25 protein-coding genes are annotated in these 26,143 nt (G+C 55.5%); 15 read left to right on the top strand and 10 right to left on the bottom strand.

All coding sequences use genetic code 11. The annotated features are described in order from the left end of the window. The first annotated feature begins 130 nt into the window (after positions 1-130). Positions 131-1,135, top strand: coding sequence for a GlxA family transcriptional regulator (locus ACR0JX_RS03560; protein WP_480541447.1), 1,005 nt, complete (start codon positions 131-133; stop codon positions 1,133-1,135). Positions 1,136-1,139: 4 nt separating this feature from the next. Here ACR0JX_RS03560 and ACR0JX_RS03555 read toward each other — a convergent pair whose 3' ends face one another. Continuing rightward, a complete protein-coding gene (locus tag ACR0JX_RS03555) occupies positions 1,140-2,234 on the bottom strand; it encodes a PQQ-dependent sugar dehydrogenase (protein ID WP_480541445.1) in 1,095 nt (364 codons plus the stop codon). A 162-nt stretch (positions 2,235-2,396) separates the two neighbouring features. On the opposite strand from ACR0JX_RS03555, the gene ACR0JX_RS03550 reads away from it, so the two are divergent. The 8 genes from ACR0JX_RS03550 (at position 2,397) to ACR0JX_RS03515 (ending at position 9,307) form a co-directional block, all read left to right on the top strand. Then, the gene (locus ACR0JX_RS03550) at positions 2,397-3,578 is read left to right on the top strand and encodes an ABC transporter substrate-binding protein (RefSeq protein ID WP_480541443.1); all 1,182 of its coding nucleotides are present in this window, start codon (positions 2,397-2,399) and stop codon (positions 3,576-3,578) included. 125 nt (positions 3,579-3,703) lie between these two features. Beyond that, a complete protein-coding gene (locus tag ACR0JX_RS03545) occupies positions 3,704-4,492 on the top strand; it encodes an ABC transporter ATP-binding protein (protein WP_480541441.1) in 789 nt (262 codons plus the stop codon). After that, on the top strand, positions 4,489-5,331 hold the full coding sequence (locus tag ACR0JX_RS03540; RefSeq protein ID WP_480541439.1) for an ABC transporter ATP-binding protein: 843 nt from the start codon (positions 4,489-4,491) through the stop codon (positions 5,329-5,331). Before ACR0JX_RS03545 ends, ACR0JX_RS03540 begins: the two co-directional genes overlap by 4 nt. Positions 5,332-5,333: 2 nt before the next feature. Further along, a complete protein-coding gene (locus ACR0JX_RS03535; RefSeq protein WP_480541437.1) occupies positions 5,334-5,720 on the top strand; it encodes a hypothetical protein in 387 nt (128 codons plus the stop codon). A gap of 234 nt (positions 5,721-5,954) precedes the next feature. After that, complete coding sequence (locus ACR0JX_RS03530; protein WP_480541435.1) at positions 5,955-6,284, top strand: hypothetical protein; 330 nt, start codon at positions 5,955-5,957, stop codon at positions 6,282-6,284. 257 nt (positions 6,285-6,541) lie between these two features. Beyond that, entirely contained in the window at positions 6,542-7,552 is a 1,011-nt protein-coding gene (locus tag ACR0JX_RS03525; protein ID WP_480541433.1) for a branched-chain amino acid ABC transporter permease, read from the top strand. Continuing rightward, a complete protein-coding gene (locus ACR0JX_RS03520; protein ID WP_480541431.1) occupies positions 7,549-8,862 on the top strand; it encodes a branched-chain amino acid ABC transporter permease in 1,314 nt (437 codons plus the stop codon). The genes ACR0JX_RS03525 and ACR0JX_RS03520 overlap by 4 nt, the downstream gene beginning before the upstream one ends. 190 nt (positions 8,863-9,052) lie before the next feature. After that, positions 9,053-9,307: a hypothetical protein gene (locus ACR0JX_RS03515; protein ID WP_480541429.1), complete on the top strand. Its 255-nt coding sequence runs from the start codon at positions 9,053-9,055 to the stop codon at positions 9,305-9,307. A gap of 95 nt (positions 9,308-9,402) precedes the next feature. On the opposite strand, the gene ACR0JX_RS03510 is transcribed toward ACR0JX_RS03515, so the two are convergent. Beyond that, positions 9,403-10,950, bottom strand: coding sequence for a helicase HerA-like domain-containing protein (locus ACR0JX_RS03510; RefSeq protein WP_480541427.1), 1,548 nt, complete (start codon positions 10,948-10,950; stop codon positions 9,403-9,405). A gap of 454 nt (positions 10,951-11,404) precedes the next feature. Here ACR0JX_RS03510 and ACR0JX_RS03505 point away from each other — a divergent pair, with 454 nt between their 5' ends. Then, on the top strand, positions 11,405-11,983 hold the full coding sequence (locus tag ACR0JX_RS03505; RefSeq protein WP_480541425.1) for an invasion associated locus B family protein: 579 nt from the start codon (positions 11,405-11,407) through the stop codon (positions 11,981-11,983). Positions 11,984-12,030: 47 nt separating this feature from the next. On the opposite strand, the gene ACR0JX_RS03500 is transcribed toward ACR0JX_RS03505, so the two are convergent. Genes ACR0JX_RS03500 through ACR0JX_RS03485 form a run of 4 tightly spaced genes read right to left on the bottom strand, consistent with a single transcriptional unit; the run spans position 12,031 to position 16,277 of the window. After that, positions 12,031-13,242, bottom strand: a complete 1,212-nt coding sequence (locus ACR0JX_RS03500; protein WP_480541423.1) for a beta-ketoacyl-[acyl-carrier-protein] synthase family protein — start codon at positions 13,240-13,242, stop codon at positions 12,031-12,033. A 9-nt stretch (positions 13,243-13,251) separates the two neighbouring features. Next, entirely contained in the window at positions 13,252-13,509 is a 258-nt protein-coding gene (locus ACR0JX_RS03495) for an acyl carrier protein (protein ID WP_170536685.1), read from the bottom strand. Between the two features lie 32 nt (positions 13,510-13,541). After that, positions 13,542-14,633 carry a UDP-3-O-(3-hydroxymyristoyl)glucosamine N-acyltransferase gene (gene lpxD, locus ACR0JX_RS03490; RefSeq protein WP_480541421.1) on the bottom strand — a complete coding sequence of 364 codons (1,092 nt, stop codon included), beginning with the start codon at positions 14,631-14,633 and terminating at the stop codon, positions 13,542-13,544. 36 nt (positions 14,634-14,669) lie between these two features. After that, complete coding sequence (locus ACR0JX_RS03485; protein WP_480541420.1) at positions 14,670-16,277, bottom strand: L,D-transpeptidase family protein; 1,608 nt, start codon at positions 16,275-16,277, stop codon at positions 14,670-14,672. 351 nt (positions 16,278-16,628) lie between these two features. Between ACR0JX_RS03485 and mepK the strand changes: the two genes are divergently transcribed. Together mepK and ACR0JX_RS03475 are read left to right on the top strand one after the other, a co-directional pair. Beyond that, positions 16,629-17,198: a peptidoglycan L,D-endopeptidase MepK gene (gene mepK / locus ACR0JX_RS03480; protein WP_480541418.1), complete on the top strand. Its 570-nt coding sequence runs from the start codon at positions 16,629-16,631 to the stop codon at positions 17,196-17,198. A gap of 265 nt (positions 17,199-17,463) precedes the next feature. After that, a complete protein-coding gene (locus ACR0JX_RS03475; RefSeq protein ID WP_480541416.1) occupies positions 17,464-18,825 on the top strand; it encodes a tyrosine-type recombinase/integrase in 1,362 nt (453 codons plus the stop codon). A 14-nt stretch (positions 18,826-18,839) separates the two neighbouring features. Here ACR0JX_RS03475 and ACR0JX_RS03470 read toward each other — a convergent pair whose 3' ends face one another. Together ACR0JX_RS03470 and ACR0JX_RS03465 are read right to left on the bottom strand one after the other, a co-directional pair. After that, positions 18,840-19,004 (bottom strand): hypothetical protein, encoded by a 165-nt coding sequence (locus ACR0JX_RS03470; protein WP_480541414.1) that lies wholly within the window; start codon positions 19,002-19,004, stop codon positions 18,840-18,842. Between the two features lie 15 nt (positions 19,005-19,019). Beyond that, positions 19,020-21,836: a phage tail tape measure C-terminal domain-containing protein gene (locus ACR0JX_RS03465; protein WP_480541412.1), complete on the bottom strand. Its 2,817-nt coding sequence runs from the start codon at positions 21,834-21,836 to the stop codon at positions 19,020-19,022. A gap of 371 nt (positions 21,837-22,207) precedes the next feature. Here ACR0JX_RS03465 and ACR0JX_RS03460 point away from each other — a divergent pair, with 371 nt between their 5' ends. Beyond that, positions 22,208-22,381, top strand: a complete 174-nt coding sequence (locus tag ACR0JX_RS03460; protein ID WP_480541410.1) for a DUF1737 domain-containing protein — start codon at positions 22,208-22,210, stop codon at positions 22,379-22,381. A gap of 105 nt (positions 22,382-22,486) precedes the next feature. On the opposite strand, the gene ACR0JX_RS03455 is transcribed toward ACR0JX_RS03460, so the two are convergent. Together ACR0JX_RS03455 and ACR0JX_RS03450 are read right to left on the bottom strand one after the other, a co-directional pair. Continuing rightward, a complete protein-coding gene (locus ACR0JX_RS03455) occupies positions 22,487-22,804 on the bottom strand; it encodes a hypothetical protein (RefSeq protein ID WP_425081567.1) in 318 nt (105 codons plus the stop codon). A gap of 478 nt (positions 22,805-23,282) precedes the next feature. Then, positions 23,283-23,963 (bottom strand): recombinase family protein, encoded by a 681-nt coding sequence (locus ACR0JX_RS03450; RefSeq protein ID WP_480541408.1) that lies wholly within the window; start codon positions 23,961-23,963, stop codon positions 23,283-23,285. 706 nt (positions 23,964-24,669) lie between these two features. Between ACR0JX_RS03450 and ACR0JX_RS03445 the strand changes: the two genes are divergently transcribed. Both ACR0JX_RS03445 and ACR0JX_RS03440 read left to right on the top strand, forming a co-directional pair. Next, positions 24,670-24,972, top strand: coding sequence for a helix-turn-helix transcriptional regulator (locus ACR0JX_RS03445; protein ID WP_170632146.1), 303 nt, complete (start codon positions 24,670-24,672; stop codon positions 24,970-24,972). After that, positions 24,959-25,849 carry a reverse transcriptase family protein gene (locus tag ACR0JX_RS03440; protein WP_480541406.1) on the top strand — a complete coding sequence of 297 codons (891 nt, stop codon included), beginning with the start codon at positions 24,959-24,961 and terminating at the stop codon, positions 25,847-25,849. The genes ACR0JX_RS03445 and ACR0JX_RS03440 overlap by 14 nt, the downstream gene beginning before the upstream one ends. Positions 25,850-26,143: the final 294 nt, after the last annotated feature.

The following is a 26,143-nucleotide window of genomic DNA, read 5'->3' as shown; positions in this document are numbered from 1 at the left end:
TACAAAATGCAATGAAGAGTGACCATATCCCATTTGCGCCTCTTGACGCCGGAAACAAGCTTTGAGCATGGTGTCTGGCAAAATACGCGCGACGTAGGTGCAGCCGTCGTGGATTCGGGGAACAACAGCCATGCAAGAGCAACGCCAAGTTGTCACAGTGGACGGCGACACAGATAAGCCGGTCAACTTTGTATTCATCTTGTTAGACAAATTCTCGCTGCTGTCTTTTGCATCCGCGCTAGACAGCCTGCGCATTGCCAACCGCATGGCAGGCAAAGAGATTTACACCTGGTCACTGGTCGGCGAAGGCGGCGAGGTGGTGTCGTGTTCGGCTGGAACCACCTTCAAGCTTGATGCGGATCTTGGCGATTTGCGCCGTGACGATGTGATCATGGTGTGTGGTGGCGTCGATGTTCAGAGCTCGACCACCAAAAAGGTTCTAAGCTGGCTACGCCGCGAGGCGCGCAAGGGCCTGAAGATCGGTGGTCTATGTACCGCAGCTTACACGCTGGCCAAAGCAGGCCTGCTGGATGACAAACGTGCGACCATTCACTGGGAGAATGCTGACAGTTTCGCAGAAGAGTTCGACACCGTTGAACTGACCAAATCGGTATTTTTGATCGATGGCAATCGCATGACAACTGCTGGGGGCACATCCTCAATCGATTTGATGCTGAAGCTGATCGCAGATGATTTCGGCGAAGAATTGGCCAATGCCGTCGCCGATCAGATGATCTATTCCTCGATTCGCACGGATCAGGACACACAGCGCCTGTCGACGCCGACCCGTATCGGCGTTCGTCACCCCAAGTTGAGCCAGGTCATCCTGATGATGGAGAAAAATACGGAAGAACCGATCTCACCCTCGATCTTGGCCAAAGATGTGGGCATGTCTACCCGTCAGCTTGAACGTCTCTTCCGCCGCTACCTGAGCCGCTCGCCTAAGCGGTACTACATGGAACTCCGCCTGCATAAAGCGCGCAACTTGCTGATGCAGACGGATATGAGCGTGATCAACGTGGCACTGGCTTGTGGCTTTGCTTCGCCCAGCCATTTCTCAAAATGCTACCGGGCGCATTACAACACGACGCCCTATCGGGAACGAGGATCGCAAAGCGAGCGCCTGTCGATCTGACATCTCAGCCAGGTGTCATACGATAGACCGCACCCTGACCAACGGAAATGAACCAGATCGATCCATCTGTGGCTTGAACGATATCGCGGACACGTTCTGTTTCCGGTCCCTTAATCTGCTCGACTTCGCGCAAAGGCGATCCGGACAGTCGCGCGATGTAGTCAAACTTGAGCGAACCGACGAAGATGTCGCCGCGCCATCTTGGAAACAAATCATCGGAGTAAACCAGCAAGCCTGAGGGCGCGATGGAGGGGTCCCAATAGAAAGCAGGCTGTTCAAGGCCGGGCTTTGACGTACCCTCGCCTATTTTCTCACCTGAGTAATGCGTGCCATAGGAAATAATCGGCCAGCCATAGTTTTTGCCCGGCTGCGCCAGATTCACTTCATCCCCACCCCGCGCACCATGTTCTGAAACCCAGAGCGCGCCATTTGCATCCAGACCGGCCCCTTGCGGGTTCCTATGGCCAAAAGACCAGATTTCGGGTCGAATACCGGACTGCCCGATAAAGGGGTTGCCGGCCGGAACCGTCCCGTCACGGTTGATACGGATGACCGAGCCCATGTGATTGCTTGTATCCTGCGCTGAGGGCCGATCCCCCCGGTCGCCGATGGTTAGGAACAGCGTTCCATCCTGCGCCTCGACCACGCGTGATCCGAAGTGGCGACCACCGGAACCGCCGGGCTTGGCCTCGAACAAGACACGCAGGTTGGTCAGGCGTTTGCCATTTTCTGATAGGCGCGCAACAGCCAAGGCGGTGCCAGCCCCGCCCGCTTGGGGTTTGGAAAACGTCAAAAAGACCTCGCGGCTCTGACTGAAGTCACGAGGGATGGTAACGTCCAGTAACCCGCCCTGCCCGGCAGCGGCCACCTTCGGAACGCCTGATACGCGATTGGTTTCGCCATCCGACACATAGATCAGCTCTCCGTCCCGCTCAGTCACCAGAAAGCTTCCATCAGGCAGGAGACCCAGGCCCCAAGGCGTGTCCAACCCGCCCAGCATCTGTGTGGCCTGAACCGGGCCCTCTTTGGTTTGCAGCGCTCCGGCAAAGGACGCGCCACCTGCGCAGATCAACAGAACGAAAGTAAACAACCGGAACATATATATCCTCCGCAGATTCGGGTTGCGCGACCGATGCTGGCCGACATCTCCCAATAGATAGGCTTGCTCTCATAAAAAACAGGCGTTTCTAGGGACTTTTCTTTTCCGAACAGCTTGCCTAGGGTCGTGCCCAGTTGGAATACCAAATCAGGGAGTAACTTCATGAAAAAGCTGCTTACAGCAACTGCAGCAACCGCCTTGCTGGCGGGCACGGCCATGGCCGAGGATGTCAAACTGGGCATCTTGTTTGGCTTTACCGGCCCAATTGAATCGCTGGCCCCGGCAATGGGTTCGGGCGCCGAGATGGCGATCGCCGAAGTCACCGAGTCGGGCAAGCTGCTGGATGGCGCAACGGTTGTCGGCACCCGCGCTGACACAGGCTGCATCGATAACGGTCTGGCCACCTCGAACGGCGAGCGTTTCATTGCGGACGGCGTTTCGGGTATCATCGGCGGTGATTGCTCGGGCGTGACCGGCGCAATTTTGCAGAACGTGGCGATCCCGAACGGCATGGTCATGATCTCGCCATCGGCCACCTCGCCCGGCCTGTCGACCATGGAAGACAACGGGTTGTTCTTCCGCACCGCACCGTCGGATGCGCGCGAAGGCCAAGTGATGGCGGACATCCTGAACGACCGTGGCATCAGCTCGATCGCTTTGACCTACACCAACAACGACTATGGCAAGGGTCTGGCGGACGCGATCCAGTCTTCGTTCGAGGCATCGGGTGGTGAAGTCACCATCGTCGCCGCACACGAAGACGGCAAAGCCGACTATTCGGCCGAAGTCGGCGCGCTGGCCTCGGCCGGTGGCGACATTCTGGTTGTCGCGGGTTATCTGGACCAAGGCGGTCTGGGCATCATCCAGTCGGCTCTGGACAGCGGTGCGTTTGATACGTTCGGCCTGCCCGGCGGCATGATAGGTGACTCGCTGCCCGCGAATGTTGGCCCCGACCTGAACGGCTCGTTCGGTCAGATCGCCGGTTCAGGTGGTGAAGGCGCTGAAAAGTACTTTGCCCTGGCCGAAGCAGCGGGCTTTGACGGCTCCTCGCCTTATTCGCCTGAATCCTATGACGCCGCCGCGCTGTTCATGCTGGCCATGCAGGCCGCAGGATCGACCAGCCCGGCAGACTATGGCGCCAAGATCATGGATGTTGCCAACGCTCCGGGTGAGAAAATCTATCCCGGTGAGCTGGCCAAAGGTCTGGAACTGCTGGCCGCAGGTCAGGACATCGACTATGTCGGTGCATCGGGTGTTGAGCTGATCGGCCCCGGCGAAAGCGCAGGTTCCTATCGTGAGATCGAAGTAACCGACGGCGAAAACAAGACCGTCAACTTCCGTTGATCTTTCGTTCATCGTGATAAAATCAAGCAGCCCGGGCCTTGTGTCCGGGCTGTTTCAATGAAAAAAGGCCGCACCCCGGCAAACGGGGCGTAACAAGAATGCCGAAACAGGCAGCTGGGGGAAAAATGATCGTCGTCGATGACGTGCACAAGCATTTCGGCGGGTTTCACGCGGTGGATGGGGCATCGCTGGAAATCCAAAAGGGTTCGATCACCGGCCTGATCGGGCCGAATGGGGCCGGAAAAACGACGCTGTTCAATGTAATTGCCGGGGTTTTGGCCCCAACCTCTGGCCGCGTGTTCATGGATGGCGAGAATATCACCGGACTTCCTCCGCATGATCTGTTCCACAAAGGCTTGCTACGCACGTTCCAGATTGCGCATGAATTCTCATCCATGACCTGCCGCGAGAACCTGATGATGGTGCCCGGCGCCCAGGCGGGGGAATCGCTGTGGAACACTTGGTTCGGGCGCAAGCGGATCGCGGATGAAGAACGGGCGTTGAAGGCCAAGGCCGACGAAGTTTTGGAGTTCCTGACCATCGAACATCTGGCTGACCACAAGGCGGGTCAGGTTTCGGGTGGTCAGAAGAAACTGCTGGAGCTGGGCCGAACCATGATGGTGGACGCCAAGATCGTATTTCTGGACGAGGTCGGCGCGGGCGTGAACCGCACCCTATTGATGACCATCGCCGATACGATCCTGCGCCTGAACAAAGAACGCGGCTATACCTTCGTGGTCATTGAACATGACATGGATTTCATCGGCAAGATCTGCGACCCGGTTATCTGTATGGCCGAGGGTAAGGTTCTGGCCCAAGGCACTTTAGATGAGATCAAGGCCAATGAGCACGTGATCGAAGCTTATCTAGGCACCGGCCTCAAAAACAAAGACAAGCTGGAGGCCCAAACATGACCGCTGGCAGAAGCGATAACCCCTACAAGGACGACAAGGGCAACAAGGATGCCTCGATCACCAACACCCATGGCGTTGGCACCATGACGCCCGCGCGCACGAAAAGCGGCGAAACGCGCAAGGTCGAAGGCGGCCCCTTTCTGATCGGCGACACCATGACCGGTGGCTATGGCAAGGGCCCGGACATTCTGCACGACTGCACCATTTCCGTCGACAAGGGGGAGATTGCAGTCATCGTTGGTCCCAACGGCGCGGGCAAGTCGACGGCCATGAAAGCGGTGTTCGGCATGTTGGACGTTCGGTCCGGTTCTGTGCGTTTGGATGGTGAGGACATCACCAACCTCACCCCGCAGGATCGCGTCATTCGCGGCATGGGATTTGTCCCCCAGACCTCGAACATCTTCACATCGATGACGGTGGAAGAAAACCTCGAGATGGGGGCATTTATTCGCCGCGACGACATCAGCCAGACCATGGAGCAGGTCTATGACCTCTTCCCTATTTTGCGCGACAAACGCAACCAAGCCGCCGGAGAGCTGTCGGGCGGTCAACGCCAACAGGTCGCCGTTGGACGCGCTTTGATGACCCAGCCCAAAGTGCTGATGCTGGACGAGCCCACCGCCGGTGTTTCGCCCATCGTGATGGATGAGCTGTTCGACCGGATCATCGAGGTGTCGCGGACTGGATTGCCGATCCTGATGGTTGAACAGAATGCCCGCCAGGCGTTGGAGATTGCCGATAAAGGCTATGTTCTGGTGCAGGGGCGGAATGCCTATGGTGGTACTGGGAAGGAATTGCTGGCTGATCCGGAGGTACGAAAGAGTTTCTTGGGGGGATAGCAATGAAAGTTCTAGCACTCTCAGTATTTTTGCCTTTAGTCGCGAATGCGGCAACCTCTCAAGAGATCACAAAGTGTAAATTGGAATACACTTGTGCCAACATCGCCGCCTGCCAATCGACGAAGACAGGTCTCGGTGTCGCTTTCGAGTTTGAGATTTTGCCCGACAATCAGCTTCGCCTTGATCTCGGAAATGGCGAATTGCCATTGCTGCAGGTTGAACAAGTGAGCGAAGACTTGATGACCGCTCATGGATGGGATTCCACACGCTCAGCCTCTTACACCTTCAGCTTGTTTGCCGACGGGATTGTCGCTCATACGACCCACGTGTTTGTGGGTAAAGGCATAAGCTTGACCGGCCTTGGCCGCTGCGAAACCAACAATCAATAGAACTGCTCGCAAGGTACTCTGATTTCCCCCTTATTTCGAGGCGTATGGAGTCGGTTAGTTTCAATATCAGCTTCTCCCAACCCACCATCCCAACAATTCCACGCGTCGGCTGTAATCCGGTCACATTCTACGATTAGCGCGGGCTCTGTGAAGGAAACAATTTCCCGGATAAGCCGATCCAGCTCCGTGAAATCAGCGAGCCTTCTGGATAAAAACTCTATTCAGGACCCTAAAATGAAAAAATGGATATGGGTGGCGGTAACCACCCTGTGCGCGACGACCGCAATGGCCGAGGAACGCCACTTTGTCTGTGTCTCGGATCGCGACGGCAGCGAAGTCCGTCTGGACCGCTCGGCTGAGGGTGACAAAGGCAGTATCACAACAGACAAGGTCGCCGGGGATGCGATCGTCCTCAAAGGCATCGGCAACATGACCTTTGTTCACATCGAAGGCGCGGATGTGATGACCTTTGTCGTGCATATGGACGATATGAGCTATGATCTGTCGGTAAAAGGACCACATGCGGGTACCGATCACGGGTCGTGTATAGAAACTGGTGCTTAATCCGAATACACATAAATATCAGAACGATACAAACCAGTCCTGATCCCCGCGAGAATCAACAGATGAGCGAGGGTCGCTAACTGCGAGTGATGGGCTGGATGTTGAATCCAGTATCTGTTCCACCCTGTCTCTCAACTTGTGAACACAGGGTGGAATTCCCCAAAATAGCCGGGAAACAGGCTAGAAAACCGCCCTCTTGTGTTGTGTCCTGCGATGGCGTCGTGCCATAAGGCCGCACCCGGTCAGAGGGAATGAATATGGACCTGTTAAATGCGCTCGTGGCGCTTTCGAATTTTGTGATCGTGCCCGCGATTGCCTATGGCAGCCAATTGGCGCTGGGCGCGTTGGGGGTGACGCTGATCTACGGCATCCTGCGGTTCTCGAATTTTGCCCATGGCGACACCATGGCCTTTGGCGCGATGATCGCCGTTCTGGTCACATGGGCATTGCAGGCGGCCGGTGTCAGTTTCGGGCCGCTGCCGACAGCGCTACTGGCCCTGCCCTTTGCTATTTTAGGCTGTATCGTTCTGGTGCTGATCACAGATCGGCTGGTCTATCGCTTCTATCGCGCGCAAAAGGCCAAACCGGTCATATTGGTAATCGTTTCGATGGGCGTGATGTTCATCATGAACGGGCTTGTCCGGTTTATCATCGGGCCGGATGATCAAAGGTTTTCGGACGGCGCACGCTTCATCGTCTCGGCACGGGATTTTAAGGCGATGACCGGGCTGCGTGAGGGGCTGGCAATCAAGACCTCTCAGGGCATCACCGTGATTGTCGCTATTCTGGCCGTGGCTCTGCTGTTCTGGTTCTTGAACAAGACCCGCACGGGTAAGTCGATGCGCGCCTATTCGGATAACGAGGATCTGGCGCTGCTGTCGGGTATCAATCCCGAACGTGTGGTGATGATCACGTGGACCATCGTGGCTGCACTGGCGACCACGGCGGGCGTGCTTTACGGCCTCGACAAGAGTTTCAAGCCCTTCGTCTATTTCCAGCTTCTGCTGCCCATCTTTGCTTCGGCCATTGTAGGCGGCCTAGGCAACCCGTTGGGTGCCATCGCAGGCGGCTTCATCATTGCGTTTTCAGAGGTGACGATCACCTATGCGTGGAAAAAAGTGCTGACATATGTTGCGCCGGAAAGCCTTGCCCCTTCAGGATTGGTGCAATTCCTGTCGACTGATTACAAATTCGCCGTCAGCTTTGCGATCCTGCTGATCGTGCTGCTGTTCAAGCCCACGGGCCTGTTCAAGGGGAAAGTGATATGAGCGAGTCTGTTAAAAACACCCTGCTCTTTATCGTCGTTGGCGCGCTGATCCTGCTGACCGGGTTCACACAAAGCTGGAATGCAGCGATCCTGATCCTGAACATGGGGCTGATCTCGGCCATCATGTCGATCGGAGTGAACCTGCAATGGGGCTTTGCGGGCCTCTTCAATGTTGGTGTCATGGGCTTCGTCGCGCTGGGCGGCTTGGCGGTTGTGCTGGTCTCGACCCCTCCAACACCCGGTGCATGGTCGGGTGGTGGCTATGGTGTCATCCTTGCGCTGTTGCTGGGGGCGGGTACGGTGGTCGCCGCCGTAATGGTTGCGCAGAAGATGCCAAAGGGGCGCGCGCAGACCTTAGCCATCATCGGCATTCTGATCGTCGGCTTCTTTGTATACCGCGCGATCTTTGATCCAAATGTCGAAACGATCGAGGCGATTAACCCTGCCGTCGCAGGCAATATCGGTGGCCTGAATATGCCCGTTCTGCTGGCCTGGCCTGCCGGAGGTCTGCTGGCAGCTGGTGCTGCCTGGTTGATCGGGAAAACCGCGCTGGGCCTGCGCTCGGACTATCTGGCCATTGCCACGCTTGGCATTGCCGAGATCATCATTGCCGTGATGAAAAACGAAGACTGGCTGGCCCGTGGCGTCAAAAACGTCTACGGCATACCGCGCCCTTCGCCTGTCGTTGGGTACGAGGTCGATTTGCAACAAGATCCTGCGTTTATCGCTCGGGCAGATTGGCTTGGGATTGACCCGGTCACGGCTTCGACACTGTCGGTTAAGCTAGGCTATTCGCTGCTGTTCCTGATCGTTCTTCTGGTCCTGCTTTGGATGGCGCAGATGGCACTCAAAAGCCCATGGGGCCGCATGATGCGCGCCATTCGTGACAATGAAGTCGCGGCCGAAGCGATGGGCAAGGATGTCACGCGCCGCCATCTGCAAATCTTTGTGCTGGGGTCCGCGATCTGCGGCATCGCGGGTGCTATGATGACCACGTTGGATGGGCAGCTTACACCGGGTACCTACAACCCCTTGCGCTTTACCTTTCTGGTTTGGGTTATGGTGATCGTCGGTGGGTCAGGCAACAACTTCGGTGCCGTTCTTGGCGCCTTCCTGATCTGGTTTCTTTGGGTTCAGGTTGAGCCGATGGGCCTTTGGCTGATGAACCTGATCACCAGTGGAATGGCTGATGGTAGCGCGCTGAAGACACATCTGATCGATAGCGCCGCCCATATGCGGCTGTTTACGATGGGCCTGATCCTGCTGATTGTTCTCAGATTCAGTCCAAGAGGGCTGATCCCTGAGAAATAGGCCGAAATCCTCTTAAATCAGATGGCCGCGTCGGCAGGAACCGGCGCGGCGTCTTGTTTCTTAAAGGTTTTTTGACTAAACCAGCCTACCATTACCAGTAACTGAAACTGTTCGTTTTGTTGACGCTCACTCACACCGTTCATCGGGCCCGCAAATGACCAGTAAACCAGTCTAAAGAGTAGTAAGAACCATGAAAAACCCGCTAACCAAAGCTATCGTCTTGTTGCCGCTTGTTGCGATAGTCGCGGCATGTATTCCCTCACCGAAAGATTTGGAAACGACACCAGTCCAGGTCCAGACGTCCAAGGGAGTCGTGACGTGCCAGCTGTATCGCCAAGATCGCGTGACTTGGGATCGCGCCATCGATTTCCCGGCTACCAAGATGTCGGTGCCCGAGGCGGATGCCATTTGCCAGCAGGAAGGCCTGCGCCGCATCGGCAAGTAAATTGTTGCATTTGACATGAGACGCTCATGCCCCGCCGAGCCGATGGCTTCCGCGGGGCACACGCTGCACATATTTGTCTGGTGAATTCGAAGGCCTTATCTATTCCGGAACAGGCCCCCAAGAATACCGCGCACGATACGGCGGCCAGTGGTGCCTTTGAGCTCTTTGATCACAGCTTCACCCATGGCCGTGGCAAACGTGTCTTTCTTGCGCGTCACGCGCGAGGAAGATCGCCCAACACGGCTACCAGAATATCGACGGGCCGAGGCAAACTCTCGCTCCATCGCGGATTGCATCTCTACCACCTCATCAGCTTCGGCGGCTTCCGCCTCTTTGGCGGCGGTTTCGGCACGGGCCTGAAGGATTTCAAAGGCCGATTTCCGGTCGACCGACGTGTCATATTTTGCCGCCATCGCGGATGCTGCCATCACCGTTTGACGCTCTGCCTTGGTAATCGGTCCAAGCTGAGACCCCGGAGGGCGGATCAACGTCCGCTCGACCATCCCCGGCACGCCTTTCTTTTGCAGCATTGATGTAACGGCCTCACCGACACCGACCTCTCGGATTGCGACTTCTGTATCGAAGGCCGGATTCTCGCGATAGGTCTCGGCTGCAAGGCGCAGGTTCTTGCGATCCCGCGCTGTAAAGGCGCGCAAGGCATGCTGAACGCGGTTTCCCAACTGGCCCAGAATGTCCTCGGGAATATCGGCCGGGTTCTGCGTGATGAAATAGACGCCAACGCCTTTGGACCGGATCAGGCGCGCGACCTGTTCGACCTTGTCGACCAGAACCTTGGGCGCATCATCAAACAGCAGATGCGCCTCATCGAAGAAAAACACCAGCTTGGGTTTTTCAGGGTCACCAACCTCGGGCAGTTCTTCAAACAGCTCACTCAGCAGCCACAACAGAAAAGTTGCATAAAGGCGTGGCGACCCCATCAGTTTGTCCGAGGCAAGGATGTTCACCGTGCCATGCCCGGCCTCATCGGTGCGCATCAGGTCTGACAAATCCAGAGCGGGCTCGCCAAACAGCCGCGTTCCGCCCTGGTTTTCCAGCACCAGCAACCGCCGTTGGATCGCCCCGATGGACGAGGTCGAGACATTGCCATAGCGCAACGACAGCTGTGCACGGTTTTCTCCAATCCAGACCAGCAGCGCCTGCAGGTCCTTTAGGTCCAGAAGCGGCATGCCTTCTTCATCCGCCACGCGAAAGGCGATGTTCAGGATACCCTCTTGCGCCTCGCTCAGCTCCATCAACCGCGACAGCAGCAGCGGGCCCATCTCAGTCACAGTTGTGCGCACGGGATGGCCCTGTTCACCAAACAAATCCCAGAAGGTGACCGGACATGCGTTGTAGGAAAAATCCGAGAAGCCAATACGCGTAGCGCGATCCATGAAAGCCTGATGCAACTTATGGGTTTCGCTGCCGGGCAGTGCCAAGCCGGACAGGTCACCTTTGACGTCGGACAGGAACACCGGAACACCCGCCTTGGAAAACCCTTCGGCAAGAATCTGAAGCGTCACGGTTTTACCGGTTCCAGTTGCCCCGGCAATCAGGCCATGCCGGTTTGCATATTTCAGCGTCAGCCCTTGTGGCTGCCCATACTCGGTCCCGCCACCGCCCAGAAAAATATCTTCGCCCATGTTTTCACTGCCTTAATGTCCATCGCTCTGGGGCCAGCATACAAAGTTAACCTTTGACTGCGATAGTCAATTTGCGCGCTTTGTGGTGCCAGCTGCAAAGCCGCACTTCCTCCCTGTCGACTGGCCGTGCCTTCGGGCACGGCTTTTTTGTGCGTTGGACCGATTAAAAGTGAACTAAGGAGTATATTAATAATCCAGGTTAGCTGTTGACCGCTGCGCCCCCCTCTCGTAACGTCTGCGCATAAATAAGTCGGCCAGTCCGACGGGGAGAACCAATTCGAAAAGGGAGCTGCATCACCAGCTCCCTTTTTCTTTGGATTTCTACGCAAAATTCCCATCTTTACGGCAAGAAATTGTTCACTTTACAACCTGTGCGACGCTTAGTGACTGACACTGAGGGCGAACGGTGCTAGAGGAAGAAAAAAACTCACTCAATCATCAAACCGAGGCATTCATGAACAAGAAACTCCTCTCGATCAATACGCTCGTCGCTGCGCTGATCTGCGGTGTCGCAAGCGCACAAGATACCAGCACCACAGATGCTGACACCGGCTTGGATCTCGGTGAAACCGGCCCGCGTGTGGGTGAACAGTTCGTCAGAGAAACCAGCGGAGATTGGGAAGTCTCTTGCATCAAGGCGGCAGAGGGTGATGACCCTTGTGCAATTGTACAGGTGCTGAAAGGCCAACAAGGTGAGCCCATTGCCGAAGTATCGATCGGCAAATTGCCCGAAGGTGGTGCGGCTGTAGCCTGGGCCAATGTGATTGTACCGCTGGAAACATTGCTGCAAGCACAGCTGGCACTGTCGATCGATGGCGCCCCGCGCAAGCTATATAACTATCACCACTGCGTGCCTGTCGGTTGCGTTGCACAGCTTGGTCTGAGCCAAGGTGACATCGACGCGATGAAAGCTGGCAGCACCGCGATCTTCTCGCTGGTGCCTGCGCGTTTCCCGGATCAGATTCTGGATATGGATATGTCGCTATCGGGCTTCACATCTGGGTTTGATGGCCTGACCGTCAACGCGAACTGAACCAGATACGTCCATCGCCGCAGTGCATCAACTGCGGCGATGCTGATTCACTGCAGCTTTTTCAACGCAAGCACAGCGTTCAAGCCTCCAAAGGCAAAGGCATTGCTGAGCGCCACCTCAACCTTGGCCTCGCGTGCTTCGTTTGGCACCACATCCAGCGCGCATTCCGGATCAGGTTCTTCATAGCTGATAGTCGGGGCGATGACTCCGTCCCGCAGGGCCATGATACAGGCCAACAGCTCGACCGCTCCTGTACCGCCGATCAAGTGGCCGTGCATGGATTTCGTGGATGAGATCATCAGATCATCCGCATGCGGCCCAAACACGTCGGCAACTGCCGCGCATTCGGTTTTGTCATTCGCCGCCGTCCCAGTGCCATGCGCATTGATATAGCATACGTCGCTGGCGTTCAGTTTGGCATCCACAAGAGCCCCTGCCATCGCGCGGGATGCGCCCTGTTTGCTGGGCATGACGATATCGGATGCATCTGATGACATGGCGAAACCCACGACCTCGCACAGGATGTCGGCGCCGCGTGCGCGGGCATGATCGTATTCCTCGAAGACAAAAATGCCAGCGCCTTCACCCTGCACCATTCCGTTGCGGTTGGCGCTGAAGGGGCGACAGGCATCCTTGGACATGACCCGCAGCCCTTCCCAGGCTTTCACGCCGCCGAAGCACAGCATGGATTCGGACCCACCGGTGACCATGGCGGGCGCTGCTCCGCTGCGCACCATCTGAAAGGCCTGCGCCATCGCATGGTTCGATGACGCGCAGGCGGTCGAAACGGTAAAGCTTGGGCCCTTGAGGTTGTGTTCCATCGACACGTGGCTGGCCGCGGCATTGTTCATCAGCTTGGGCACAACAAAGGGGTGCACGCGGTTCTTGCCGTCTTCGTAGACCGACCGGTAATTGTCATCCCAGGTCGAGACACCACCACCTGCCGTACCCAGAACCACGCCAGACCGGGCTGCCAATTCACCATGGAATTCGATCCCCGATTGGTCGATGGCCTCTTTCGCGGCGGTCAGAGTGAATTGCGTAAATCGGTCATACAGAGACATCTGTTGGCGGTTAAAGCGCCCTTCGGCCTCGAACCCGCGAACCTGGCCGCCGATCTTGATGGCCAGGCGGTCCACATCGCGAAACTCCAGCTCAGAGATCCCGCAACGCCCCTCGCGCATGGCTTCCAGCGTGTCGGGCACTGAATGGCCCAGCGAATTGATAGTACCTGCCCCGGTAATGACGACCCGTTTCATTGTTCCGGGTCAGACCTTTTCCGATACAAGCTTTTCGATGCCCGCAATGATTGCGGCCACGTTCGAGATGTCGAAATCATTCGCTTCGGGCTCATTGGCATTGAAGGGCACCGAAATATCGAACTCTTCTTCGATGGCAAAGATGCTTTCGACCAGACCCAGACTGTCGATGCCCAGATCCTCCAACGTGCTGTCGGGCGTCACATCTGATGGCTCCAGCACGGCCTGCTCTGCAATGATTGCGATGACGCGGTCGCTGATGCTCATGTCGATCCCCTGGTTATCAATCTGAGGATGATTTAATCACTCGGGGCCTGTTTGGAAACAGCCTTTTTGAGTGCCTCGACGTCGCGTGCCAAACGCGGCAACCGACGTTGTGCTTTGTAGATCTCAGTATGGGTGTCCATCTTGATGCCTGGATAGCCCATGATGACGCGCCCCGCAGGCACGTTTGATAGAATTTTGGTGCCGCCCCCCGAGATCACGCCATCGCCGATGAATATATTGTCGACAACCCCGGTCTGCCCGCCCAACACCACGTTGTTGCCAATCTCAACCGACCCCGAAACGCCGGTTTGACCACACAGAAGGCAATCGCGCCCGACGCGCGTGTTGTGGCCCACGTGAACAAGGTTATCCAGTTTCGAACCGTCGCCGATGCGTGTATTTCGGATCGTGCCATTGTCGACGGTACAGTTCGAGCCGACCTCGACATCATCGCCAATTTCAACCGCGCCCAGCGAATGAATACGCAGCCAGCTTTGCGCCTTAGCCTCGCCCTGATCCCCCATGGTTTTGCGCGCGTTCTCGGCACCTGAAACCTCGGGCGTGACAAAGCTGAACCCATCCCCGCCAATCCGCGCACCCGGTTGGGCGATAAAACGATCCCCGATCTGAGCACGCGCGCCGATGCTGACCATTTCGCGCAGCAGTGCCTGTTCGCCAAGAACGGCGTCGATCCCAATCGTGCAATGAGCGCCAATGACTGAGCCTGCACCGATCTGAACGCGGGCGCCTACAACTGTCAAAGGCCCGATTGAAACATCCGCACCAATCTCGGCAGTCGGGTCAATCACCGCAGATGGATGAATGCCGGGTTCAACCCCCTGCCCGCGATCCAGCATTGATGTGATCCCGGCCATGGCCATACGCGGACGCTTTACAAAGATTGCGGCCTGCAATCCCATTGCCTGCCAATTAGCGCCTTCCCAGAGCACCGCCGCGCGCGCCTTACCACTGGTCAGAGCGTCAGCATATTTTGGGGACATTGCCATAGCCAGATCCGCGGGTCCGGCATCGCCCGGCTCGGCCGCTGTGTCGATCGTCAAACCGGTGTCGCCCTGACACTCCGCACCAAGGCTGTCGGCGATTTTCTGGATGGTATATTGCATGACGGGCGTTCCCTTTGGCAGGATTTGCCCTTGTGCTTATCCCTGAACGTCCGGCAGGACCACCCCTGCCTTTTGCAGTGCCGCCCAAATCTTGGCATCGCGGTTATAGACGTCGCGGCGATACTGAACCTCACCTTTCGGACCCATATAGGCCGTACGATAGATCAGATGCACCGGCACCTTCTGATCCAGGTCCACTTTCGTCTCTTTCCCGCTGTTCAGCACACGGTGGAAGAACGCCTTTGGGTCCTCCTCCTGCAAAGCCAGCAGCGCATAGGCGAACTCGAAAGGTTGCGCCAGTCTGATACAGCCGTGTGAGAACGCCCGCACTTCACGTGCGAACAGGGATTTCTGAGGCGTATCATGCAGATAGATGTTGTACTTGTTGGGGAACATGAACTTTACCAGCCCCAAAGCGTTGCTCTTGCTCGGGGGTTGCCGCATCGCAAACGGGAAGTTGCGTGCCGTGAATTGCGTGAAATCCACGGCCCCACGGTTGACCTGACGGCCACTGCGATCTGTGATCTGGATATGCCCGACAGCATTCGGGTTTGATTGCAGCTTGGGCAGATATTCCTTGGTGATGATCGAGCGTGGCACATACCAGCTGGGGTTGATCACCATATGCTCCATCTCGTCCGAGAACTCGGGGCTGCGGCGATCATGTACGTTTTTGCCGATCACGGCGCGGGTTTCGAACGTCACCTGCCCGCCATCCACGATCTTTGCTGAGAAATCGGCCTGATTGACCAGGATATGACGCTCACCGCGTTCGCGTGGCAACCACCGCTCACGCTCCAGCGCGACATGAACGGCCTTTAGCCGGTCTGATACCGGGCGGTTGATCTCGGAGATCGTGCCTTTGCCCGCAACCCCGTCGGGTTCCAACCCATGATCGGTCTGGAAGGCGCGAACGGCAGAAAGCATAGCATCGTCATAGCTCGGGCTCGCGGTTGGCTTCAGATACCCCATCGTCACCAAGCGGTTGCGCAGTTTGACCACTGTGGCACCCGTGTCGCCAAATTCCAGCTTGGTTACGGGAACAGTTGGCCCCCAACCGCCCTGATCCAGCAGAGCTTCCAACGCCAGTTTCTGTTTCATCAATGACCGGTATTGACGCGTTTGGGGTGCAAGCTGATCAAAATAGCCAGCCCCTTGGGCGTTTAACTGTCGCAAATGCGCTTCGGGGCTGCGGCGCTCGACCTTACGAACAAGTCCGTCATCAATGCTGGCCGGGCGCAGTGCCCCGGCATAAAGATCGTCGGCATAGTCCAAAAATAGGGTGGTTAATTCAGCTTCAAGCGCGCCAAGATCCCGCACCGAACGTGCCGTGCGCATCTGGTCCATCAGAGCGTCGACATCATAGCTTGCTGATGGCAATCCATGCATATGACTGCTTGACAAAGCCTCAATCAAAGCGGCGCGGCGATCGGCATGATCTTGCGAAGGACCCACCCAAACCGGCGCATAGCCGTTGGACCGGTAAAACACAGCGATATCGTTTGACGTTGGCATATGTTCCGCCACCGCCATTTGAAAAGCGGTCCCCTGCATCGCGTCAGAGGCGGTATTGGCCATCGCAGCGGTTGCCGCAAAACAGGCTGTTACAAGGATACTGGTACTGGTCCGAAATACAGAGAACATGGGATGCCCTTGGTTATTCAATAGCTTGCACAAATGGGAATGCGCCGAACCACTATGATTTTGGGAACAGGTCGTTGTCTATTCACAAATACCTTACCCTTGGTCTTCTTTTGCGGCTGATGCGCGATTGCATCGCGGCGATGCCAAAACCCCTCAGTCGTGCGAAAAATATGCAAAAAATCTCAGTTGCGCGAAAAACTGCCGAAAATTCCCCCTTGTTCTGCTGAAAATCAAACAAAACTTGGCCCTCGAATCTGTTTGTGCCATAAATTCGCCATCTGGGATGGGAAATATTAAGACAGCGGACGTAACATCGTTCGCAGGCAGGATACAGTACGGGACGAAACTGAAATGACCAAGAGCAGTACATCGGGCTTGACCCGGCGTGCCCTATTGGGCGCATTCGCGGCAACGGCGGTCGCAGCCGCACCGACCTATTCCAATGCAGCAGGATTTCTTCGCGGTGGTGGCGATGTTCGTCGCATTCGCATGTATTCCGGTCGCACAGGCGAACGGATCGACATGATATATTGGGTCGACGGCAAATACATCAAGGATGCTGTCAAAGAAGTGAACCACTTCATGCGTGACTGGCGCACCGATCAATCCAAAAGCATGGACCTACGTACCATCGACATCATGGCGGCTTCACACAATCTTCTGGATGCAGACGAGCCTTATATGCTGTTGTCGGGCTACCGCTCCCCCCAGACCAACGCTATGCTGCGCTCAAAATCCCGTCGTGTGGCCCGGAATTCGTTGCACATGCAGGGTCAGGCCGCCGATTTGCGCCTGTCGTCCCGTTCGGTCTCGCAAATGGCCAAGGCCGCGATGTCTTGCCGCGCTGGTGGCGTAGGGCAATACTACCGATCAAACTTCGTACACATGGATTGTGGTGTCGTTCGAACCTGGCGCGGTTAGTCTACCTGCCAAACCCAATCATCCCGAACCCCCGCAGATCGTCTGACGGGGGTTTTGTTTTGCCAAAACTTTCTGGCGGATTAACCCGCTGCCTAAATCTCAATGAAATATGGCGCACCTGAGATGAATCATACACACGTATAGGGTGATTTCCGAAACCATATTTTTGTTATATTTAAACGGTATTTAGAAGTCTCGACTCCGCAAGGAAACGAGGGTACACCTCAAAATCAGTACAGAAATCAGTACAGTAATTGGGGTTCGAATGGCGAGCATACATAGGCTTAGAGATAGCCAGTTGCGAGGAACAGAAAAGGCAACCTTGAACGATGGCGGTGGGCTATATTTCCAACGCGAGAACGCGAACAGCGCGCATTGGTTTTTTCGAACCCAGCGCCGTGGCTTGCCACCCAAGACCGGGCTTGGCCCCTACCCGGCTGTACCTTTGGAACGTGCAAGGAAACTAGCCAAGGACTGTCAAGAAGCAGCGGCAATGGGACGATCCCCACGTGAAGTGATGGCGGAAGTCCGAGGAACATCAGCTAAGTCCCTTACCTTCGCTGTCGCCGCAAAAGCCACCTACGAGTCAAAGCGACGCGGGTTTAGAGGAAAGAACCAATCTGGGGAGTGGTTGCGCATCCTCGAAATGCACACGTTTCCGAAGCTGGGCAATCTGCGCTGCCGAGATATATCCGTCAATGATGTGGTCAGCGTCCTTAAGCCGCTGTGGTACGATCAATACCCTACTGCGAAGAAGGTCCGACCCCGTATTAAAGCGGTATTGAAGTATGCGGCGGCGGCTGACGCCGCTGTTGACGTAGAGCTAACCGACAAGGCAGCTACTCAGCTTGGTAAGTCAGGTCACAAACCCAAACCTCATGCTGCGCTGGGATGGCAAGACGGGCCGAAGCTATTCAAGAATATCCCCGAGAACGATATCCGCTTGGTAGCGCTCAAGTTCTATTTGCTGACTCTCCCACGTATGGCTCCTGTCAGGCTTATGAGATGGGGAGAGATCACAGCGGATGCATGGGTAATCCCTCCAGAAAACATGAAAGGTGGAGAGCAATTTATTGTACCGCTATCAACGGTTTCCCAGATACAACTTGAGTACGCACGGAGTTTGACGAAAGCCCATAATGCGGACGATCTTGTTTTCCCATATGCCGGTTCATTCAAGCGCGGAATTATCTCCGAGAACTTCTTCAACAACTGGCTCAAGTCGAACAACTTCCCGTCGACGGGCCACGGTTTGCGCGCCACATTCAGAACGTGGGCAACAGAAACAGAGTCGTGTTCCCGAGACGTCGCCGAATTGGCATTGGACCACAACATCCATGGTGACGTTGAGTCCCGGTACGTTAGGGGGTCTCAATTCCGGCAACGTTTAGACGCCATGGAAAAATGGGGCACGTACCTTTCGGGTGGTATGGATGCCGATACACCGTTCCTTGTCCGAACCGACGACGAAGGACAGGATTGGTCCCTTTCTCTAAATGACCTTAAAGACTTCAGGGAGTACACTGAAAAGAAAGCGAAAAAAGACAGAGAATCTGATTGGAACAGCGACCCGAAAAACGTCGCGAATTGGTTTAGACATACGCAGCTCGCTGACGGAAAAGAATGAGGATCACACCCGCGTTAGCGGGTGTTTGTTTCGTCATTTTCTTCTTCCGTTTCAGTATCGCGATCTTCACGAGTGATCGGGAAACCCTTGGTGTCGAAACCCATCTGAATCCGCTTCTGTTCGAACTTTTCCGCCCAAATTCCTAGACGGTGGCCCATTGGCTTTGGTTCGTATGCCATATGTGTTGCCTCCTGTTAGCTATTTGACGCTGCCGCGCGTTGGCCTGCGCGGAACGCGTCATTCTGAATCTGACTCTTGGAACGACGGAAGCTGTCTGCGTCCGGCGTCTGGATCGACCAATTGAAGTTATTCACGGTGGCACCCCCTGCCCCAGCGCCCTGTGCGCCGCCAAGATCGACCGGGATTTTTCGACCTTTGGACAAGGGTATGACGGCTTCGTTGGGATGCAAAACAGCAGGGATGCCAGACGTGTTCGCCGTGCCCTCACTATAATGTGGAGCATGTCGATAAGCGGCAGGCGACACCATTGGACCAGCATTCACTGACGTTGGACTGCTTGTCAGGCCACCTTCTGCGGCGGAGAACGAACCAATCAATGTACCGAAGTTGAAACCACCGCCACCGGAGCCAGAGGTGTTCCCGCCAAGAAGCGTGAACAATTCTTTTACAGCCATGTCTGCGATGATCCGGGTAGCTGTCTGGAGGATAGATTGCCCTAGCGCTTCGATATCGAACTTACCCGTCGCGGCGAATTCGGCCACGGCGTCTGAAAGGGATCGAATTGCGCCCTCTTCGATCTGCCGTCCGGCTTCGGTCCAAGTTGGAACGGAGTCGATCCATTCTTTCACGGGATCACGCGCCAGACGTTGCAACTGATCATTCAACGTCTGGGCAGCTTCATACTGACGGATCATCGCTGCGGTCTGTTCGTCGATTGCACCACCGCCAAGCGTCATTGCCGCCGCCATCAATTCGGCAGTCTCTTGCGTTGAAGCTTGGCCAGTTGCCAGCAGTTCCAGAGCGGCGTTTTCCTGTTCGATCTGAAACAGGCGGTTGTTCATCTGCTTGGACAACTTCTCGATTTGGCGAGACTCCGCCCCCAATGCTTCAACGCGCCCGCCGCCTTTCCGGCCAGAGCTATTCTGTTCGCTGAGCTGCTTGCGCAAGGCACCCTGCTGCTTGGCTGCGGCCTCCAATGCAGCAATCTCGTTTGCGGCATTTGCGATCTGGTCAAGACTGACGCCACTACCGCTCTGGGCCGCGTTCACCATGTCCTGCAACTGCACGGTGCGGTTCGCGGCGGCAGCACTCAGACCTTCAGAAATCTGCAATTCAAGGCTGCGGTTGGTAGCTGCAATACTGGCGAGTTGGTCTTTCACGCTGCCCTGCAATGTGCTGAGTGCTGAAGGTACAGAACCAAGGTTTGCGAGCAATGCGGCGGCTGCATCGGCTGCGGTCCCCAGCTCAGTGGACAGGGCGCTTGCTGCACTGCTGCTGCGGCGCGTGGCGACAGTATTACCGTTGTTCGCTGCCAAGAGGCGCAAGGCTGCGTCTTCGGCCTGTACAAGCTGCACCAATACACCCCGCGCGCCGCCTTCAGCGCGGTCCAGACCGCCAGTCGTATCTTCGACGGCCTTACGCAGCTTAGAGACGGCTTCGGCTTGCTGTTCAAATGTTCGGGCGTTCTCAACGCCGTGCATCAAATCAAGGAAGATGCGCGCGCGGTCATTGGTGGTGTCAAAGGCGCGGCGGATTGCGTCGATATCGTTGGTGAAGATGTTGCCGTCGCTGGTCAGGGCATCGCGAATGCTGGCGATCATGTCTGAATTGGCGGTTGCCGCATTCAGTTCCGCTACCTTATGCAATCGGTCAAGATGCGAGTCCAACTCACTGTTCAGCGCGCCGTATTCCCGGCGAAGTTGGCGAATGTTCCCACCTGACATATTGGACGTTGCGCGCTGCAAATCGGTAATGCGCGAATTGGCATCGGACAGGGCGTCGCTGAAGGACTTCGTTTCTTCGCCTGCTGCGAAGAACCACTTGGCAATTGCCGCACCTGCAGCGACTGCGCCGATGGTGATCAGGCTGAGCGGGTTCACAAGAGAAGTGAAACCGGCAAGCAAAGTGCGAAAGACGCCGCCGCCTGCGGCCTTAAGGGTATTCATCTGAGATGCGAGCTGGGACCCCTGCTGCAAAGCGATCATGCCGACGCTTTGAAAGCCCATCTGGCTCGTAATGAGCACATCGGAAAGCTGGTGCCCCACCATGATACCTTGCTGGGTGGTGGATGCGTTGCGCTGCATGGCGGCGGTGTGCTGATCGACTACGGCGGACGCACCGGCAAGTTGTTGCGCCGCGCGCTGACGCGCGTCAGCCGCAAGACGGGAGGAAATGGCACCTTCCCGTTCGGCAGTGCTGATTTCTTCTAGGACAGTTTCATACTGCTTCGACGCTGTATAAAGCGGATTGTACTTTGCCCGGAGTCGATCCATCTGGGCAGCGTGATCCGCAGCACTGCGCGCTGCCTCTTCGGTCTGGCGGGCGAGCTGGGCCTGTTCACCCCGAAGATGTTCAGCGGCGACAGTATTCTGTAGAAGCGAACTGCGCAGATCATCAAATTGCGACTTGGCAGAACGCACATCAAGGGTGCTGGTGGCGTTCACGAGATTGGAACGCAAACGCATCATAGCATCGTTGAGCTGAGCAATACCGCGCGCGTCACCAAGATCACCCATGCGCAATGCAAGGCGCTGTGCGGCCTGTTCGGAAGAACGCAGAGCGGACGCAGATGCAAGCGCCGTTCTCTGAATCGTCGCAGCGGCCTTGTCAGTGGCAGTGCTGAGTTTTTCTGTGGCGGTGGTCGCCCGCGTTAGCGGGGTGACGTCGATTTGAGGATTGATTTTGTTCAGTTTGGTAAACGCGCCCGTGCTGTCACGATCAAGGTCCCGGACGGCCTGTTTTACGGCGTTTACGGCGGCAGTGAATTTGCGTGCGCCAGTCTCGGCGGCGGCTGCGTTGATCTTCAAACGCAATTCGTGCGTTTCGCTCATGTTCTCTGTTCTTTCTGGGTCTGCTTGGAAAGGAGCGGCGGGGTTCCGAAACGGTCATGCAGACCCCGTTCAAGAACCCCGCCTAGTCGTGCGCAGCGTAGAAGAAACACACCGCGCGATCTGACTTGGGGAGATATGCCAAGTATAAGCCAGAACAGGCCATACACCTAGAATCTGGAGTCCAGAGGGTCAGGAATCTCGCGCAAAACGGGCGCGGGGGGTATGTCCCTTTGCGGAATCATGGTCGGCAATAAGTCCTTAAATAACCAAATCACGGCATCGCGGCATGAGTCCGCTTTCTGCGCGGTTGGATCGAAAATCAAGAAGTGTAATGATGACAACTAGCGTTTGGTATAGAAGGGGTAAACGCGATGGAGTACAAAATTGAAAGTGCCGATAGCGTCCATCAGCTCGAAGAGAGAGTTAATGACGCTATCGCTGTAGGATGGCGACCTCTGGGTGGGGTTTCGGCAACATTTTGGCAGGTTAACGATTTCGAGCCTCCAAGAAGCGGGATCACATATTGCCAAGCAATGACGCGCTGAGGTCAACGATGACTAATCAGTTAGTGTTCCCTGACACCTCTCGTTTGTCTATCACCCGAAACAGTAAATAGAGTAGCACTAGTGACCCAGTGTTTCGACCTGAAATCAGTAGCTACAACCACATAGCCATCTATCTGTGTCGAAGTATTTATAGCACTCCCCATCGGCGCTTGTACAACCTTGTGAAACACAAAACGCGCCAGACGAGACGCACCGGGGATTTAAAGCTTGTTTCCTCGCTTCTTCTTCTGGGAAAATCTTTGCCAGAGACTCCCGATACTCATCCGGTGTAAGCGGAATAACCACTTTCTTGCCGTCAAGCTCACCTATTCGTAGTCCATACGGGAACACAACGCTCTCACTCAACTCGATTCCAGCTTCGGTCAAAGCGGCTTGCAAATGCTCAATTCCGACCTTCCTCATTCCAATCTCCTTTTAGCTAATAATCTTTATATAATGCACAACGCGCGTCTAAACCGCAACGATAGCGTCGGATGGATAAATCATGGAAGTTTGGCTCCGACAATCATTCGCTATTGTCACCGACAAAGACTACCGATTTGGCCGCCCTCATAGAGGTTGTTTGAGCGGTTCGAACGAAGGCCGGGTTTGGTACGCAGTGCAGACCTTCTCAACACTGCAACCTTTCATCGGGAAATCTAAAAACCTATTTAAGCCCGATTGGAGTTGAAACGTGGGGCGCCTGTTTTTGGATGGGTCCCCGGTCGGGGGTGTGCAACCTGTACAACCGGCGGTTTCTAACATCACATTGAGCAAGTTGCTCTACAACCTACTGACAGGTACTGCGCGCCCTTTTGAGGCAAGGGGTACTGCCCCCTTGGGTCCCCTTGTGGTTTATTTTCAGGTCGCTGACGCGGCGGCGAACCAAGCCAATGTGATGTTAATCTGCCTGTGCCAAACGCTTGCGTAGACGCGCGACTGAGTTGGGGTGCCAGCGACCTCCACGAGGGGTTTTAATCCCACGTTGATTCAACTCATCTGCCTGTTCCCGTAGGCTGCTGAAACCACATATTTCAAGGTCTGCAACCACATCCGCCAGATCATTAGCGCGCGCGTTAGCGCGGTCCCTTTGAGCGGCACAGGCTGCGCTATTACCCTTACCTGCGCGACGTAGGGCGGCTGCACCATTCGGGTTCCCGAACTTCTGACCACGGGCCTTTGCGGCCTGCATGGCTGCGCGTGTCCTGTCACCGATCATGCGGGACTCGGCTTGGGCAATCACGCTCATAATTCCGACCGTCAGGGCATTAGCATCGGGCATGTCACAGCACACGAAATCGACGCCCGAGTCCTGTAGTTTAAGGAGAAACGCAGCATTGCGACTCAGTCGGTCCAGCTTGGCGATTACGAGCTTGGCCCCCATCACACGCGCCATTTTCAGGGCCTTTTCCAACTCAGGTCTATCATTGTTTCTGCCGGACTCTACCTCTTGGAATTCAGCTACCGACGCCGCGTTAGCGGTCTTGGCGAACGCTGCAATAGCTGCCTGCTGAGCTTCTAGCCCTAGGCCACTGCGCCCCTGCTTATCGGTCGATACTCGGATATATGAAACGATCTTCACGGCAGTGCCTCCAAGTTACATCAAGCCAAAGGGTCCCTACGCAAGTTGTAACATCTTGAAAATATGATTCGATAGTTTTTTCAATACTTTAAAAGATTCTTCCGTTAATTAGCAAAAGGTCAATACAACTTATCCAATTAAGTTGCTGTTTGCGATGCCGAGGGCGGCTGAAGACAGTAATCCGAATAAAGTTCGCTGATGGCGAACTTTTTTCTTGAACTTTGCCCGGCAGTTCTTATGTTTGTTTTCAGTTGGTCACAGCGGAAGGAAAAGTCGTCACATCTTGAGCCGTCAGGCTCGCGGGAGGTTCGCCTCCTACCGCTTAACCGGCCCCACGGCCCACGGCTCCCCAGAGGACGCCACGGGACACGGTCGGCGAAGCAGAGACCCACGATGACCGTGGGTCTCTTGGTACTTTGGTTTGGTTGTCGTTGTCCGCACTTCTTGTTCGCGATGACACCCTACCCACGGTGGGTATGGGTGAGCAAGAAGGAGACCAGAAATGGCCTTAGAGACTAACGAACGACAACAGCGATTGAAAAGAACGAGTAAGTGGCCTTCGTGGCTTCGCGCTCCGTTCCTGTTAAAGTGGGCAATCCGGCTTGGATGGCTCGCCTACCGCATCTGGCGGTTCTGGAATGCCCTGTCAGGGGGTCCCGGTGACTAAATCGCTTCCACTGTATCCTAGCGTTGAAAGGGAAAACGAATGCTGTCAGAAGCACTCCGTCTTATCCGTGTTTTTCATGACATGAAGCAGCAGGAACTTGCAGACAGACTTGGCCTGTCCAAATCATATGTTTCGGAACTGGAAAGCGGCAAAAAGGCACCATCACTAGATGTAATACAAAAGTATTCCGATGCTTTTGGTCTGCCCCCGTCTTCGATCATGTTTTTTGCAGAAAATTTGGAGAACCCGTCCAAGGTAGATCGAACGAAAACTGCGATAGCAGGCAAAGTTCTTCAGTTTCTCCAATTCATTGAGGCCAAGACTGCAGATGGAAAAGCGTAAGTATCAACTGCGAGATAGCCCGTTCTTTCGGCTTCGGACAAAAGCGAAGTTGGCTGACTTGTTGCAGGTATCACCATCCAAGCTCAAGCGGCTCGTCAAGCTCGAGAACGGCTACATCAAGTTCCAAAAGCCTAAGAAAAACGGTGAAATGAGGGACATAAGCGCGCCCATACCGCCGTTGAAATCTGTGCAAGCCCGGATAGCTAACCTGCTACACCGTGTAGCCCCTCCCGACTATCTCTTTGCGCCAGTCGAAGGGCGATCTTACGTCGACAACGCCGCGCGCCATATCGGCGCGCGCTCTGTACGCCTGCTTGATATTGAAGACTTCTTTCCGAGCTGCACCATCAAAAAGGTGATTTGGTTCTTCAGAACACGAATGGAGTGTAGCGACGACGTCGCGACGATTTTGGCACGCATTGTGACGGAGGAAGGCGTTCTTCCGCAAGGAAGCCCATGCAGCCCTATCCTTGCCTACTTTGCTTACATCGATATGTGGGAAGAAATCGAAGAAGCGGTGCGTACGGCCTCGTGTACGCTCAGTGTCTATGCAGACGACCTGACGATTTCTGGGGAGACTGTGCCGGAACGCACGATATGGGAAATAAAGAAAATCTTGCACCGTCACGGGCATCGATATGCCGTGAATAAAGAACGTTCACGGCGAGATCGCCCCGCCGAGGTTACCGGCGTTATCCTGACACGCTGTGGCGTTACTGCGCCCAATCGGCAAAGACAAAAAATACACGCTGTCAGGGACGAATTGAGCAAATCCAAATCGCCTTCTCAAGTGAAGAGTTTCGAGGCTCAATTGCGCGGAAGGCTGGCGCAGCTTAATCAAATTCGCGCAGGTAATGGGCCGCGTGAAGATTTATGAAGCTCAAGACGCAGTCGGGCGAAATTGAATTGCACCCCTCGCACCGAACACACACCACGCAACCGCAGTAAATCGAATTGGTGAGGTGAAGCGACCACCTCACCATTCACCTCACCCGCTAGAAACCCTTACTTTATTGAATTGATTCGACTTGAAGTGAGGTGAGTGAGGTGAATGAGGTAGGTTGGTTGTTCTATAGAGAATAGTTTTTTTCCCATAGGGATGCTTTCGCAAAGAAGGGAGAAAAAAGAAAAACCCCTATAGTGCGTGAACGCGCCCACCTCATCACCTCAC

Source organism: Ruegeria sp. AH7 (genome assembly GCF_056541325.1).
Note: the sequence above shows the minus strand (reverse complement) of the source record. Positions and strands in the feature narration are given on the sequence as shown.

Bases quoted from the DNA above. Each gene is read 5' to 3' on its own strand.
- ACR0JX_RS03560 (WP_480541447.1), top strand. From the start codon at position 131: ATGCAAGAGCAACGCCAAGTTGTCACAGTGGACGGCGACACAGATAAG.
- ACR0JX_RS03555 (WP_480541445.1), bottom strand. From the start codon at position 2,234: ATGTTCCGGTTGTTTACTTTCGTTCTGTTGATCTGCGCAGGTGGCGCG.
- ACR0JX_RS03550 (WP_480541443.1), top strand. From the start codon at position 2,397: ATGAAAAAGCTGCTTACAGCAACTGCAGCAACCGCCTTGCTGGCGGGC.
- ACR0JX_RS03545 (WP_480541441.1), top strand. From the start codon at position 3,704: ATGATCGTCGTCGATGACGTGCACAAGCATTTCGGCGGGTTTCACGCG.
- ACR0JX_RS03540 (WP_480541439.1), top strand. From the start codon at position 4,489: ATGACCGCTGGCAGAAGCGATAACCCCTACAAGGACGACAAGGGCAAC.
- ACR0JX_RS03535 (WP_480541437.1), top strand. From the start codon at position 5,334: ATGAAAGTTCTAGCACTCTCAGTATTTTTGCCTTTAGTCGCGAATGCG.
- ACR0JX_RS03530 (WP_480541435.1), top strand. From the start codon at position 5,955: ATGAAAAAATGGATATGGGTGGCGGTAACCACCCTGTGCGCGACGACC.
- ACR0JX_RS03525 (WP_480541433.1), top strand. From the start codon at position 6,542: ATGGACCTGTTAAATGCGCTCGTGGCGCTTTCGAATTTTGTGATCGTG.
- ACR0JX_RS03520 (WP_480541431.1), top strand. From the start codon at position 7,549: ATGAGCGAGTCTGTTAAAAACACCCTGCTCTTTATCGTCGTTGGCGCG.
- ACR0JX_RS03515 (WP_480541429.1), top strand. From the start codon at position 9,053: ATGAAAAACCCGCTAACCAAAGCTATCGTCTTGTTGCCGCTTGTTGCG.
- ACR0JX_RS03510 (WP_480541427.1), bottom strand. From the start codon at position 10,950: ATGGGCGAAGATATTTTTCTGGGCGGTGGCGGGACCGAGTATGGGCAG.
- ACR0JX_RS03505 (WP_480541425.1), top strand. From the start codon at position 11,405: ATGAACAAGAAACTCCTCTCGATCAATACGCTCGTCGCTGCGCTGATC.
- ACR0JX_RS03500 (WP_480541423.1), bottom strand. From the start codon at position 13,242: ATGAAACGGGTCGTCATTACCGGGGCAGGTACTATCAATTCGCTGGGC.
- ACR0JX_RS03495 (WP_170536685.1), bottom strand. From the start codon at position 13,509: ATGAGCATCAGCGACCGCGTCATCGCAATCATTGCAGAGCAGGCCGTG.
- lpxD (WP_480541421.1), bottom strand. From the start codon at position 14,633: ATGCAATATACCATCCAGAAAATCGCCGACAGCCTTGGTGCGGAGTGT.
- ACR0JX_RS03485 (WP_480541420.1), bottom strand. From the start codon at position 16,277: ATGTTCTCTGTATTTCGGACCAGTACCAGTATCCTTGTAACAGCCTGT.
- mepK (WP_480541418.1), top strand. From the start codon at position 16,629: ATGACCAAGAGCAGTACATCGGGCTTGACCCGGCGTGCCCTATTGGGC.
- ACR0JX_RS03475 (WP_480541416.1), top strand. From the start codon at position 17,464: ATGGCGAGCATACATAGGCTTAGAGATAGCCAGTTGCGAGGAACAGAA.
- ACR0JX_RS03470 (WP_480541414.1), bottom strand. From the start codon at position 19,004: ATGGCATACGAACCAAAGCCAATGGGCCACCGTCTAGGAATTTGGGCG.
- ACR0JX_RS03465 (WP_480541412.1), bottom strand. From the start codon at position 21,836: ATGAGCGAAACGCACGAATTGCGTTTGAAGATCAACGCAGCCGCCGCC.
- ACR0JX_RS03460 (WP_480541410.1), top strand. From the start codon at position 22,208: ATGGAGTACAAAATTGAAAGTGCCGATAGCGTCCATCAGCTCGAAGAG.
- ACR0JX_RS03455 (WP_425081567.1), bottom strand. From the start codon at position 22,804: ATGAGGAAGGTCGGAATTGAGCATTTGCAAGCCGCTTTGACCGAAGCT.
- ACR0JX_RS03445 (WP_170632146.1), top strand. From the start codon at position 24,670: ATGCTGTCAGAAGCACTCCGTCTTATCCGTGTTTTTCATGACATGAAG.
- ACR0JX_RS03440 (WP_480541406.1), top strand. From the start codon at position 24,959: ATGGAAAAGCGTAAGTATCAACTGCGAGATAGCCCGTTCTTTCGGCTT.